General features: G+C 49.5%; 12 protein-coding genes. 6 read left to right on the top strand and 6 right to left on the bottom strand.

Annotated features, from left to right (window positions below; translation table 11 throughout):
- Nucleotides 1-67: 67 nt before the first annotated feature.
- The 6 genes from QWY30_RS13120 to QWY30_RS13095 all read right to left on the bottom strand — a co-directional run bounded on the left by QWY30_RS13120 (nucleotide 68) and on the right by QWY30_RS13095 (nucleotide 5,744).
- The gene (locus tag QWY30_RS13120; protein ID WP_290241709.1) at nucleotides 68-844 is read right to left on the bottom strand and encodes a putative hydro-lyase; all 777 of its coding nucleotides are present in this window, start codon (nucleotides 842-844) and stop codon (nucleotides 68-70) included.
- Between the two features lie 127 nt (nucleotides 845-971).
- Entirely contained in the window at nucleotides 972-1,859 is an 888-nt protein-coding gene (locus QWY30_RS13115; protein WP_290241708.1) for a LysR family transcriptional regulator, read from the bottom strand.
- Nucleotides 1,860-1,869: 10 nt separating this feature from the next.
- Entirely contained in the window at nucleotides 1,870-3,027 is a 1,158-nt protein-coding gene (locus QWY30_RS13110; protein ID WP_290241707.1) for an acyl-CoA dehydrogenase family protein, read from the bottom strand.
- Between the two features lie 22 nt (nucleotides 3,028-3,049).
- On the bottom strand, nucleotides 3,050-4,261 hold the full coding sequence (locus QWY30_RS13105; RefSeq protein WP_290241706.1) for an acyl-CoA dehydrogenase family protein: 1,212 nt from the start codon (nucleotides 4,259-4,261) through the stop codon (nucleotides 3,050-3,052).
- 202 nt (nucleotides 4,262-4,463) lie between these two features.
- On the bottom strand, nucleotides 4,464-4,727 hold the full coding sequence (locus QWY30_RS13100; RefSeq protein ID WP_290241705.1) for a hypothetical protein: 264 nt from the start codon (nucleotides 4,725-4,727) through the stop codon (nucleotides 4,464-4,466).
- 51 nt (nucleotides 4,728-4,778) lie between these two features.
- Nucleotides 4,779-5,744 carry a LysR substrate-binding domain-containing protein gene (locus tag QWY30_RS13095; protein WP_290241704.1) on the bottom strand — a complete coding sequence of 322 codons (966 nt, stop codon included), beginning with the start codon at nucleotides 5,742-5,744 and terminating at the stop codon, nucleotides 4,779-4,781.
- 159 nt (nucleotides 5,745-5,903) lie between these two features.
- On the opposite strand from QWY30_RS13095, the gene QWY30_RS13090 reads away from it, so the two are divergent.
- Genes QWY30_RS13090 through QWY30_RS13065 form a run of 6 tightly spaced genes read left to right on the top strand, consistent with a single transcriptional unit; the run spans nucleotide 5,904 to nucleotide 13,119 of the window.
- Nucleotides 5,904-6,878, top strand: coding sequence for a Bug family tripartite tricarboxylate transporter substrate binding protein (locus QWY30_RS13090; protein WP_290241703.1), 975 nt, complete (start codon nucleotides 5,904-5,906; stop codon nucleotides 6,876-6,878).
- A gap of 18 nt (nucleotides 6,879-6,896) precedes the next feature.
- Nucleotides 6,897-7,868, top strand: coding sequence for a Bug family tripartite tricarboxylate transporter substrate binding protein (locus tag QWY30_RS13085; RefSeq protein ID WP_290241702.1), 972 nt, complete (start codon nucleotides 6,897-6,899; stop codon nucleotides 7,866-7,868).
- 49 nt (nucleotides 7,869-7,917) lie between these two features.
- On the top strand, nucleotides 7,918-8,691 hold the full coding sequence (locus QWY30_RS13080) for an enoyl-CoA hydratase/isomerase family protein (RefSeq protein WP_290241701.1): 774 nt from the start codon (nucleotides 7,918-7,920) through the stop codon (nucleotides 8,689-8,691).
- 21 nt (nucleotides 8,692-8,712) lie between these two features.
- On the top strand, nucleotides 8,713-9,903 hold the full coding sequence (locus tag QWY30_RS13075) for an acyl-CoA dehydrogenase family protein (protein WP_290241700.1): 1,191 nt from the start codon (nucleotides 8,713-8,715) through the stop codon (nucleotides 9,901-9,903).
- Nucleotides 9,904-9,908: 5 nt separating this feature from the next.
- The gene (locus QWY30_RS13070; RefSeq protein WP_290241699.1) at nucleotides 9,909-11,042 is read left to right on the top strand and encodes an acyl-CoA dehydrogenase family protein; all 1,134 of its coding nucleotides are present in this window, start codon (nucleotides 9,909-9,911) and stop codon (nucleotides 11,040-11,042) included.
- Between the two features lie 4 nt (nucleotides 11,043-11,046).
- Nucleotides 11,047-13,119 carry an acetate--CoA ligase family protein gene (locus tag QWY30_RS13065; RefSeq protein ID WP_290241698.1) on the top strand — a complete coding sequence of 691 codons (2,073 nt, stop codon included), beginning with the start codon at nucleotides 11,047-11,049 and terminating at the stop codon, nucleotides 13,117-13,119.
- Nucleotides 13,120-13,132 lie beyond the last annotated feature (13 nt).

Here is a 13,132-nt window from a genome sequence, read left to right as displayed (position 1 = left end):
TGACGGGGTTTAAAGCCTGGATCGATCTCCCGCATGCAATCGATACAGTTTTCAACAGCTTTGACTTTTAAATAATTGCGAGATGAGCGTTTAATTTGTCTGTTACCAACATATAACCAGGTGCATGCGTGATACAGAATTCAGGTTTTGATGCCATCAATACCGCCTGCGGTGTGACCCCACAAGCCCAAAATACCGGCAATTCACCAGCACGCACCTCGACTGGTTCACCAAAATCGGGTTTGCTTAAATCACTAATGCCAATTTGTGATGCGTCACCGATGTGTACAGGCGCTCCATGAACAGAAGGAAACTTTGAGGTCAGCTGAATCGCGCGAATAGCGTCAGCAGGTTTGAAAGGCCTCATTGAAACCACTAAAGGACCGTGGAATGGGCCGGCAGACTGTGTAGATATATTACTTCGATACATCGGGACATTTGAAGCACATGAAATGTGACGCACATCCAAACCTTCAGCCACGAGCGCTTCCTCAAACGAAAAAGAGCAGCCAATCGCGAAACTTATTAAATCGTCTCGCCAGTAGGTAGTAACGTTCGAGACTTCGTCAATCAACTCTCCATTGCGCCAAACTCTGTAACGTGGGATATCAGTGCGGATATCTAGGTCATCTCCATAACCCGGGAAAAAAGTACTGCCCGGATCAGATATTGATAGAAGTGGGCAAGGCTTGGGGTTGCGTTGACAAAACAACATGAAATCAGCAGCCAAAGACTTAGGCAGCACCACCAAATTGGCCTGAACAAAGCCTGGTGCTGCACCTGCAGTCGGCTGTGTAAATATTCCTTGACGAATGTTTTGACGAACCTGTTGCGATGCAAGCATACGATCCTCTAGAAGCAGAATTCTGAGCCCTCATTCGACGTCAGGCATCAACAACTGTCCAATCGTGCTTTACAATCAGGTCTGATAAGAAAAATTTATCATCGAAAGCTCAAGATAATGAGTCTCATTAATCATCTTGGGCAATCTGTTGAGCCAGCTTTGCAAGGGTAGATGCAATGTGCTCATCAGGGCCGCGTGACCATGAAGCAGTGAATGCCAAGTCAGGCAACACATAATCAGCAACATCCAACACACACAGGCTACCCGCTCGAATTTCATCCTGCAGAAATACTGGCGTGATGACTGCAACACCGATCGCGTCCAAAGTCATTCTCACGACGACTGAAAGTGAAGCACTTCCGTACATACGAGGTGAATGAATACCTGCGTCAGTCAATAGGTCTCTAACAAACTGATGCGGCTGACTCGTGGCGGGATAAGTGATGACTGGACGTTCGCCGATCTGAGCAAGCGTAGCTTTCTCATGATGTAAACCAAGCATTGGACTGGCAAGCCAAGCCACTGGATATTGACATAGAGGAATATTTTCAACGTTTGGAGCCAAAACTGGCCCCATCAAAAACGCTAAATTTAAATGATGGGATCTAACCTGCTCACGCAAAACTGGTGAGGTATCAACTTCAAGCTCAACACTTAGTTCGGGATAACGCGCATGAATTTCCTCCAAGTAGCGAGGTAACCAAGTTTGAACAATAGTCTCCGAGACCCCCAGCCTGACCTGACCTTCAATAGTCTTGCTGCTGCGTGCCGCATCCATCATTTCCTGTTTAAGATCCAGCATCCCCTGAGCATGGGCAAGCAGCTCACCGCCCTTGGCAGTCAATGTAACGCCCCGAGTATTGCGCTCCAATAATTTCACACCGAGGGTAGACTCTAGCGACGCAATCCTTTGTGAAATAGCGGGTTGCGTCGTATTGAGTTTTTGCGCCGCCGCACGAAAACTCCGCAGTGTTGCTACCCAAACAAAGGTTTCAAGATTGCGGATTTCAATCACATGGAGGCTCTCAGGTTGTAGGGATAACGCCGATCCGGACTTTTTGAGGCTGATCAATCAAAGCTGCCGCAATCGTTTTGCGATGCTCAGCAGCCGTGCCTCCTCTCAAGCTCCAGGAACTGACACGACGATACCAGAGATTCAAATCAAAATCCCGGATAAAGCCCATACCGCCATGGATCTGCTGAGCGGAGCGCACCACCATCATGCACTGCTCGTTGCCAAAGGATTTAGCCTGAGCGACATTGACCTGATAGGGCAGATTCTCTTGCATGCGCCACAAGGCTTCGCGAGAAAGCATCATCGTGCCGTCTGTGGCGTTCATCATGTTGGCACACATATGCTGGATCGCCTGAAACGCACCAATAGGCTGACCAAAAGCCTCCCGCTGTTTTGCGTGGGCGACTGCCATATCCAACGTCCGGCGTGCAGCGCCTGCAATCATCGATGCATACAACACCGAAGAAAGATCCATTAATTCTCTAGCGATCAGATTGCCAGACTGGACATGCCCAATGCGAGCACTCAGTGGAACACGCACGTCTTTAAACCGCACATTGGATTCACCATCCTTGGCCATGGAGATCAACGCTTCGCTACTCAAACCCTTGGTATCCGTAGGCACCAGCACCACACCGAGCTGATCAGGCGCACTTGCATCGCGGTAAATCACCATGCATTGCTGAGATGCGCGATAACTACCGACAAATGTTTTCACGCCATTCAAAACAAGCTCATTGCCTTCAATGCGGCCCTGCAGTGCGATCGCGTCGGTTGACCAGCGACCTGTCTGGTCGACCACAGCATGGCTCATGATCAAGTCACCCGCAATCACCGCCTGCAACATACTGATTTGCTCAGGACTTCCATAACGATCGATGATCATCGCAGGCACCATCGTCGCATGAAGCGGGATAGGAGCAATGTGGTAACCAGCCACCTCGAACAGCAAACCAAGATATGGCAAAGGCAACGCTTCCCCGCCCGCTTTATTCGACAAGCACAGTTGCAACCAGCCATTTTCCGCAAACTTGGACCACAACTCCGGTGAATACTGCAGAGCATCCGTCTCGACCTTGCGCACCAGCGCAGGCGTACACTCACCCTCTAGAAACTCAGCTGCCGCTTCGCGGATCTGTACTTCCTGATCATCAAGCAAAATATCCATTTTCTAGTCACCTGTCTCTTTATTATTTTGCGGCGCGTGGCAAACCAAGTCCGATACGCGCGACCTGATCGCGCATCACCTGAACGCTACCGTGATTGATCGTCGACTGATAAGCGCCAAGAATATTGTGCGCAAAGATTCCTTTTTCAATCGCCTCGGGTGAACCTTGCATCAGTTGGGCAAAAGGTCCCAGAATCTGGCTGTAGGCTTCTGTTGCGCGCACACTATGCTCTGGCGCAAACACCTTTTCAGCGGACCCTTCGTAGGTGAATTTGCCACCACGCTGTTCGATGCTAATACTGCGCATCGTCATCAAACGGCAAACTTCCGCCTCAGTCCACATTTCAGCAATCTTGTCTCGAACCTGTGGATCATTGCGAAGTTCGTTTTGCAACTCACCATCGGTGTGGAGCCAATTGACGATATCTTCGTCACGCATGACAGAAATCAGATAACGCCAAGCGCCCACGCGATCGAGATTCAGGCCGCGTCTGGCCACCTCCCAGCCGCCCCCTTCTTCACCGAGCAGACAAGAGACTGGCACTTCGACGTCATCAAAGAACACCTCATTGGTGCGCTCTTCGCCGTAAGTTGTTCCAAATGGCGCTGGAGGATCGTTTTGAACCGTCCAGAGCGGGCGTACTGTCATGCCAGGCATGCCCATTGGAACCAGCAGAATCGACAAACCACGATGGCGAACAGAATCTGGATCCGTACGCACCATCAAATAGATATGCGTCGCGTTTTGCGCGTTAGTGGTGTAGATCTTTTGGCCAGTGATGATGTACTTGTCACCCACGCGCTTGGCGCGGCAACGGATACCCGCCAAATCAGTACCGCAACCGGGTTCGCTATAGCCCTGGCAGAAAATAATTTCGCGCTTGATCGAACGCGGCACAAATTCTTCTTTTTGCGCGGCTGTACCGAACATCAAAATTGATGGTGCACCTGTGCCGCCCCCCAGGGTGATACCGGTATAGCGGTAAAACTCCTCTTCGATGACAAACTGAGCCGTCCTGTCACCTCCGCCACCACCGAACTCCGTGGGCCAGCTCCAGGCGAACCAGCGTTTTTGATTCACTTTTTCAAAAAAGTCGCGGATGGCCTCTCCCCAGCCTTCTCCCCGCTTGCCCGCGGCATTTTCCGCGCGCACTTCATCCGTGAAATGCTCAACAAGAAAGGCGCGCACCTCAGTGCGTAAACGTTCCTCTTCTGGCGTAAATGTGAAGTTCATCGAATACCATCTCCAATATCGTCATCTTCAGGCAGATTGGGATGCGCACGCCTCAATCTGAGAACTGAAGCCGCCGCACTCTTCCCTTTCCTAAAGAATACCTCTTGTGAAATGGAATTTACGAGAGAAAGCTGATTGTTATGTCCGGATTGTGAAAGTCTTGATTAAAAATCTAAATAAACAAGTCTGCTCATGCCTTGCTTCAGTGACCATCAGCGCCTTGACCGTGAGATCGACGATATGACTTGGACCGATATGGTCGCTCCCGCACCACAATCACACGAGGTGGAGGAGGTGCGTAATACGTCGGGCCGAAGAAACGTACGGGCGGTGCAGCGTAGTAGGCTCCGCCACCATATGCGCTGTAATAACCTCCACCACCATAGGCATACCTAGGCTGGCCGGGGTCTACTACGACACATCCGCTTACTAGCAGAGTGACCGCCAAGGCAGGCATTGTGATCATCCTGAGCATCTCGACCCCTCTTATTCAAGATTTGGATTGACCTAAACAGTATTACGTATTCAGACAGTCCGGCCATACTTTTGGTTCCTGAACTGCCGCCCCTTGTAAAAAAAATAATCGCGGATCTACTTGCCGGAACCAAGGAATCAGAGATTGTAAAAATTCCATGACTGCGCGGTTATGGACGCTTTCTCTTCTAATTGTGATGTAAGCAATCACCGGATCAAACAAATGATCGAGCGGCAGCAAACTCACTCGACGTGTATCAATATCCTGCGTGCTGAGTGTAGTCAAAATGGCAATGCCCAATCCTTTGACAACACACGCCATCACCATATCTGCATCAGTAGCGGTAATGACAACATTACATTTAAGGTGGTGTGTTGCAAAAGCTTCGTCAAGCGATCTGCGGGCTGCGAAAGCTTGGGGGTAGGCGATATGAGGATGACGGGTGATTTCCTCGAAAGAAATGTTTGAACACGCCAGAATCGGATGTCCCTTAGGCGCTGCGAGTACTCTCGGCAGCTTGAATACCGGCAACGAGACCAGTTCCAGATTGTCGGCACGCTTACTATTCAGAGCGATATCAGCCTCGCCAGAAAGGACTTGTTGCAGCGCACCCTCAGAGGAACTTTGATTAATCGTCACCCTAACCAAAGGCTCTCTACCGCTGAGTCTGGAAAGTGGTTCAGCAATCATGTGGCGGGCAAAACTATGCGTGGTGACCACTGTGACAGACTTAGGCTCTCCGGCCTGCATACTTTGAGCAATCTGCTTGATTCCCTCAACATCCGCCAAGACTCTAACCGAAAGCTCCAGAATAGGTTGGGCGTCCTCAGTTAAACCGATGATGCTGTTCTTGGTGCGCCGCAACAAAGAAACACCTAACTCCTGCTCGAGTTGCATCAATTGTCTACTGACGCCTGGTTGTGAAGTATGCAACAAGCGAGCGGCCTCGGAAATATTGAAACCCGTCTTCACAACGGTTACCAAGTACTTCAATTGTTGAAGCTTCAAGGCACAGGCTCCGTGATAATTAATCAATAAGTCGAAACTGCCATGCGTAAATCGCATAGCGGTATGTCAAACAAGTATTAGTTGCTATAGCGATTTGTACCTTAGGATGAAAAAAAAGATCAATAAAAATTTAAATATCCCTTCCCCAGGAGACAAACCATGAAGCTTCAAAAGCTTTTGATCAGTGCTTTCGCAGTTTTCTCTGCACTTGGCAATACTGCAGCGATCGCGCAGGACTATCCAAACAAACCCATTCGGCTTGTCGTGCCCTTCGCTCCAGGGGGCGGTGCCGACAATACGGCGCGCATCATCAGTGAGCCTTTATCCAAACGACTTGGGCAGCCCGTGGTCATCGAATACAAGCCTGGTGCTGGCGGCGTGATCGGTGCCGCTTTTGTCGCATCATCGCCCAAAGACGGATACACACTTCTTTACGCTACGCCCGGTCAACAAATGACGGCACCGTATCTCATGGACAAAATGCCATACGATGCGGCGACTGCTTTTTCACCTGTCATTCAGCTGATCGAAGGCAGTAACGTTTTAGTCGTGAATAAGGACTTACCAGTAAATTCGGTCAAAGAGTTGATCGATTATGCGAAGGCCAATCCCAACAAAGTCAACTTCGCAAGCTCGGGCATGGGCTCCTCGAGTCACCTTGCCGGAGAGCTTTTCAAAAGCATGGCGGGAATCAATATCGAACATGTGCCATACAAAGGCTCTGGCGCAGCGGTCACTGAAGTTGTTGGTGGCTCAGTACAAATGTCGATCGACTCTCTGTCTGTATACCAAGCACACATCAAGGCAGGCGCCGTCAAAGCCTTAGGCGTATCGACGCTCTCTAGAAATCCAGCGACACCTGAACTTCCCCCGATCGCTGACACGCTGAAAGGCTACTCCGCCTCTCCTATCAACTACATCACTGCACCCGCAGGCACACCACCCGCCATCATTGCGAAACTAAATAAAGAACTCAATGAAGTCTTGAACATGCCTGACGTTCGTCAACGCCTGATCGCAACAGGTCTGGATGTCAAAGGCGGCACACCAGAAGAAATGGATGCAATCGTTCGCTCCGAGTCAGCCAAGTGGAAAAAAGTGATCGAGCAGTCCAAAGCATCAGAGAAAAAATAAATAAAAGGAGATCGACAAATGCAAGTCATTAAATCCTCACTCAAAAAAATATTACTCAGCTGTCTGATGACAATCTGTGCCTCGTTCGCGCACGCAAAATTCCCGGATAAGCAAGTCACCATCGTCATTCCCTACCCACCTGGCGGAGTCACTGACATCTATGGTCGAGCCATTGCCGCAGAGCTCTCAAAACAATGGGGACAACCAGTCGTTGTCGATAATAAGCCTGGTGGTGGAACAGTCATTGGCACTCAACTCGTTGCCCGATCGCCTGCAAATGGCTATACCCTTTTGCTGACAAGCTACGGATTTACCTCAAACCCTGTACTCAAAAAGAGCTTGCCATACGACCCTAAAAGCCTCAGCCCCTTGTATCTGCTCGGCCGCTCCACAAGCCTGCTGGTCGTGAATCCGAACGTTCCATTCAAGAACGTCAAGGAGATGATCGCTTTTGGTAAGAAAAATCCAGGTGGTTTGATTTTTGGATCTTCCGGCAATGCTTCAAGCCCTCACATCGCAGCCGAACTCTTTGCCGCTGAAGCAGGTGTGCGAATTACACACGTACCATACAAAGGCACAGGTCCCGCGATGAACGATCTGCTTGGGGGACAAATCATGGGGATTTTTGACGGCCCATCGGCTATGCCGCGCGTCAACTCCGGCACGCTCAACGCGATCGCAATTTCATCTGAAAAAAGACATCCAGCGGCGCCCAATGTTCCAACATTCAAAGAGCTAGGAATTGATCTTGTTTTTGGCAGCTGGTTTGGATTTTTAATACCAACCGGTACGCCTGAAGACATTCAGAATGAATTGCTTAAAGGAATTGACACTGCAATGAAAACCAGCAATGTACAAAATGCGATCAATCAAACAGGACTTTTTATTCAAGGTCTGAAAACTGCTGAATTTGGCAAGTTCCTGCAGGATGAGGAAAAGAGACTCAGAAATTTGATGAAAGTCGAAGGCGTCAGCATCACGGTCGAATAACTCTAGATAAAAATTCAAGCTACGTAACACCTACTGATTAAGGTTAAAAATGGATCTGCAAACACTCGAACTGGACATTTCAAATGGAGTTGCCACGGTCACCTTGAATCGTCCTCCTCATAACGCACAAAATGCGCAAATGCGGAGTGAAATTATTCAGGTCTTTGACTACTTTACTGATGCACCTGACGTAAAAGTCGCTGTCATTACCGGGAAAGGAAAAATATTTTGCGCAGGCGCCGATCTGAGCGAACGTCCAGGACTCAATGACAAGCCTGGAGCCTACTGGCACCACAATCGCCTGGTACGTGAAGCCGGCAACTCGATCATTGAATGCAGTAAACCGGTGATCGCCGCAGTCAATGGTCCAGCGATGGGCGCTGGTTTTGGTCTCATGACCCAATGCGATATTTGGGTCGCATCCAATACGGCGATCTTCTCGATGCCAGAAATCAATGTAGGTCTAGCCGGCGGCACAGCGATGCTGCAAAGTATTTTTGGAAAATCACGCGCTCGCCGAATGTTCTTTACAGGTATGAAAATAGACGCAGATGAAATGTATCGTCTGGGTCTGATCGAGGCGAGCCTTCCACCTGAAGAACTCATGCCTTATGTCATGGAGATCGCCAACGATATCGCAAGCAAAGCGCCTATTGCGTTGAGTTATGCAAAACAAGCTGCTCAGGTGACTGCTGTGATGCCCCGCCGAGAGGGCTACCGCTTTGAACAAAATATGACCGTGGCGCTTGGTAAAACAGAAGATACCAAAGAAGCGTTGCTTGCTTTTAAAGAAAAACGTAAACCTGTCTACAAGGGTCGTTAGTCCTATCTGGAAATAAGAATAATGAGCAATGATTTGAAAGACGACATTGATTACGATGCATTCAGGTCGGAAATAGAAGAGTTCGTCAGCAAAAACTGTCCGGCAGATATCAAAGAAATCATGGCGCTCAATCGCAAGCTGTCGCGAGAGCCATGGAGTCGCTGGCAAAAAATTCTATTTGCACGCGGATGGGGAGCGCCTAATTGGCCTGTCGAATATGGTGGAACAGGTTGGAACCCAAGGCAACAGGCAATCTTCGGGGAAGTTCTCGCCGAAAATGACTGCCCTCCCCAGTACCATCATGGTCTGCGCCACATAGGACCCGTACTCATCGAATTTGGCTCCGAGAGTCAAAAGGCGCGCTATTTACCCCGCATTCTGGATGGGTCGGAGTGGTGGTGTCAAGGCTACTCAGAGCCTAATTCCGGCTCCGATCTTGCCTCTCTTAAAACTCATGCGCGCATCGAAGGTGATGTGTTTATCGTAAATGGACAAAAAACATGGACCTCGCATGCACAAGAGTCCGACCTGATGTATACGCTTGTACGAACATCGGTTGAGTCCAGAAAACAAGAAGGTATTAGTCTGCTCATTATTCCCGTTCGCACCAAAGGCATTACTGTCAGACCCATCCGAACGATTGATGGCTGGCACCATGTGAATGAAGTGTTTCTGGATAATGTTGAGGTGCCACTTGCCGACTGTATTGGCGAAATCGGTGATGGTTGGAAATATGGGAAATTCCTACTGGCACGCGAGCGACTGAACTCTGCCAATACTGCGCCGCTCTTTCAATACCTCAAAAGGACTCGCACACTCATCAAAGATCGCTTATCTACCCCAGTGCATCAGCATCGCAGACAAAATATCGAATACCGTCTTCTTGCGGTTGAAGCCGAACTCAGGGCTATCCAGGAGCTCGGACTTGAAGCGATCGATGCCGTCATGAATAAACAACCGATCCGACTTCAACCCTCGGTGCTCAAAATCAATAGCTCTGGCTTGTTTCAAACCATCACCGAAATCGGAATGGAAGTTATGGGACCTGAGTATGCAACCAGCATGCCTATAGATGAGCACACACAATTCGACGGGAACGCGCAAGCCGCACTCTGGCTACAGAATTATTTTTATTCAAGAGTGCGCACGATCTATGGTGGCAGCAACGAAGTTCAGAAAAATATGATTGCCCGTGAAATTTTTGGACACTGACTCTTATGACGTTTACTGCGACACCCATATTCGGTTCCGAGTTTCAGGAATCCGCGTCTCGCTTTGCGAAAGATGCCGAACACGAAATCAGTAGTCTTCACACCAGCGACCAAAAAAGACAATTTCGTGAAAAAAAATGGAAAGAATGCATTGAGTTGGGTTGGGCAGCGTGCCTCATTCCCGAAAACGCTGGAGGACTTGGTGGTACTTTGCTTGATTTCTGTGCCTTACTTGAAGGCACTGCGACACACGCACTACCCTTGCCTTTGGGCACCGGCATGGGTCTACCCGCCATTTTGCTGGAGCCACTCAATATAAAAGACAAATCATCGCTTTTATCTTCAATGGCAGATGGATCGATTCATATTCAGCTGATTTATCAGCCGCTCGATCCATTTTTAAAACAAATGTCACATGAAATGACATTGAACATCACTCAACAGGGAAATTTACAAATACTGAGTGGAAAAGTGGCTGGGGTTGAGTGCATTCCAGATGCCTCTCATTTTCTGCTGTGCTGTCCAAATCATGAGGGTACGCCCTCGCTTTGGCTCATCCCTCGAGACGACATCAATCTGACAGTCAGTCATGAAATTCGCATTGATTCGCGCGATAGTATTTCACTCTCATTTGATGCTCAACCGCTTAAAAATCAGTGGTGCATCGCAGCTGGTCCTGATTTTTCAAAAGCCTATGACCGCATGTTCAATTATGGTGCGCTCTTTGCCTGTGTTGAGGCCGTCTCAAGCATGGCTTGCGCGTTAGAGCAAACCATTCGTTACTTAAGTGAACGACAGCAATTTGGTGTCACACTTTCAACCTTCCAAGTACTGCGTCATTACATTGCGGATGTTTACGCTAAATACGAAAGTATTCGTGCGTTTGTCAGCGCATTCACTCGTAAAGTCAATGATACAGGGGAGGCTCCAAACCGCGATCTCTCTCTTCTCAAACTCTATCTTTCCCAAGTGGGCCCCAAACTCGCCCATACTGTCATTCAAGTTCATGGCGGGATGGGAATGACTGAAGAGCTCTGGGCGACTCGACTCAATAAACGGATTTTGATGACTAACCTTGAATTCGGTGATGGTCAGTTTCACGCAGAGCGCGCACATCAAGAAATAGCAAAGGCAGACTAACAGCATGCACGATTTAGACGCACTTTTTAATCCTCAGTCTCTCGCGATTGTCGGAGCTTCAAGCGATCCCAAAAAATTAAGTGGTCGCGCCATTCATTACATGAAAACTTATGGTTTCAAGGGAAAGCTCTACCCTGTCAATCCATCTTCACCCGAAATTCAGGGACTCACCGCCTACCCCTCGGTATCAGCGATTCCCGGACCCGTCGATCAAGCTGTCATTATTGTTCCCTCCACGCGGGTCGAGGAATCTCTTCGCGACTGCGCCAAAAAGGGCGTCAAAGTTGTCCAAGTACTGAGCTCGGGTTTTGGTGAGATGGGTCCTGAGGGCAAAGCCGCCCAGGATCATCTGGTCGAAATCGCACGACAGGCTGGCATGCGGATGGTGGGTCCAAACTCGCTCGGAGCGCTCAGTCCATCGAACGGATTATTCGCGACGTTTTCAACCTCCTTTGCAAGAGGTGCAGCGCCTAAGCCCGGTAAAGTCGCATTTATCACGCAGAGTGGCGCTTTTGGATCGTGTACGTATGTCATGGCCGATCTGAGAGGAGTCGGTATGAGCCGTACGCTCGCGACCGGCAACGAAGCCGATGTGGATGTCGCCCATTGCATCGATTTCCTGGCTCAGGATCCCGAAACAGAGGTGATTTGCGCTTCGATGGAAAGCTGCCGTAACGGAGACCAATTACGCGCTGCTATTAACAAAGCATCCTCTGCGGGCAAAGCGGTCATCATGATGAAAGTGGGCACTTCGGAAGCGGGTGCCGCGGCAGCCGCCACCCACACTGGCTCACTTGCTGGAGATGATCGTGTATACGACACCATTTTGCGTGAAACAGGGGCTTGGCGTGCCCGCTCCATCGAGGAAATGGTCGACATTGCTTATTTACTGGTCAATGGCCGCATGCCAGCCAATAACAAGCTATCGCTTGTCACTGTATCTGGCGGGATCGGCATTCTGATGGCGGATGATGGCGCAAGAATGGGATTGGAAATTAAACCATTCTCACAAGCGCTCATCGATCAACTTGCTGTGGTGCTTCCGTACGGCGCAGGTCGAAATCCCTACGATACAACGGCTCAAGTCGCCACAAATCCACAACTCGTTGTCGATGTCGGACAGTGTATTTTGCAACATACGACTGACGATGCTTTAGTTTTCTATCTCGCAAACAACGGACTGGCGCCACTTGTTTTCCGGGATACTCTCGACGCATTGCTCAAGCTCAAGGCTGCATACAAGGACCGATTAGTCGTCGTCATCATGCCTAGCGAAGCCGGAGTCAGAGCGGAGCTTGAGGGAGCAGGCATCCCCGTTTACGAGGATCCGACGAGAGCCATCGCCGCGATTAGTGCCGCATGTCAAATTCGCCAGCGTCGTGAACGCATGCCAACATTCAGCATCTCAAACCAAAAGTCTAAGTTGGCTATTCATCCAAGTGACGAGTCAAAAGCCAAACAATTGCTTCGACAAGAAGGGATTCCTGTCATTGAAGAGCGTGTCTGTCTCACGGCAAAAGAAGCCGTCCAGGCTGCCAACGAATTTGGTTACCCGATCGTCGCGAAAATTCTCTCTCCGGATATTCAGCATAAAACAGAGATTGGTGGCGTGTTACTTGGACTTTCCAACAGCACAGAGGTTGAGAAAGGCTTCGAAACCCTTATACAGCGTGCAAAAACGGCAAAACCAGACGCTCGACTCGAGGGTGTGCTGATTTCCAGGATGGTCAACAAGGGTGTCGAAACACTCGTTGGCATGCATCGCGATCCTGTCTTCGGACCAATGATCATGTTCGGACTTGGCGGAATCATGGTGGAGCTCTTTAAAGACGTTGCCATGGCAAGCGCGCCGCTTGACAAAGCATCTGCCCACCAACTGATTGATTCAGTTAAAGGTGCGGCTTTACTGAAGGGATGGCGGGGTAGCGAACCTCTTGATTGCGATGCATTAGTCGATGTTCTCTGTAAAATCAGTGAAACGGCATGCAAATATCCAGAGATACAAAGCATCGATATCAATCCGCTTCTGGTTCAAAAATCGGGGGTCGTTGCACTGGACGCCGTCATCTCGGTTTAACACCGTCGTCTCG

This window comes from Zwartia panacis (assembly GCF_030410395.1).
Classification (GTDB): domain Bacteria; phylum Pseudomonadota; class Gammaproteobacteria; order Burkholderiales; family Burkholderiaceae_B; genus Zwartia; species Zwartia panacis.
The sequence above is the reverse complement of the archived record's forward strand: the minus strand, read 5'-3'. Positions and strand labels throughout refer to the sequence as shown.

Coding starts and splice junctions, on each gene's coding strand:
- QWY30_RS13120 (WP_290241709.1), bottom strand. CDS start 844: ATGCTTGCATCGCAACAGGTTCGTCAAAACATTCGTCAAGGAATATTT.
- QWY30_RS13110 (WP_290241707.1), bottom strand. CDS start 3,027: ATGGATATTTTGCTTGATGATCAGGAAGTACAGATCCGCGAAGCGGCA.
- QWY30_RS13105 (WP_290241706.1), bottom strand. CDS start 4,261: ATGAACTTCACATTTACGCCAGAAGAGGAACGTTTACGCACTGAGGTG.
- QWY30_RS13100 (WP_290241705.1), bottom strand. CDS start 4,727: ATGATCACAATGCCTGCCTTGGCGGTCACTCTGCTAGTAAGCGGATGT.
- QWY30_RS13090 (WP_290241703.1), top strand. CDS start 5,904: ATGAAGCTTCAAAAGCTTTTGATCAGTGCTTTCGCAGTTTTCTCTGCA.
- QWY30_RS13085 (WP_290241702.1), top strand. CDS start 6,897: ATGCAAGTCATTAAATCCTCACTCAAAAAAATATTACTCAGCTGTCTG.
- QWY30_RS13080 (WP_290241701.1), top strand. CDS start 7,918: ATGGATCTGCAAACACTCGAACTGGACATTTCAAATGGAGTTGCCACG.
- QWY30_RS13075 (WP_290241700.1), top strand. CDS start 8,713: ATGAGCAATGATTTGAAAGACGACATTGATTACGATGCATTCAGGTCG.
- QWY30_RS13070 (WP_290241699.1), top strand. CDS start 9,909: ATGACGTTTACTGCGACACCCATATTCGGTTCCGAGTTTCAGGAATCC.
- QWY30_RS13065 (WP_290241698.1), top strand. CDS start 11,047: ATGCACGATTTAGACGCACTTTTTAATCCTCAGTCTCTCGCGATTGTC.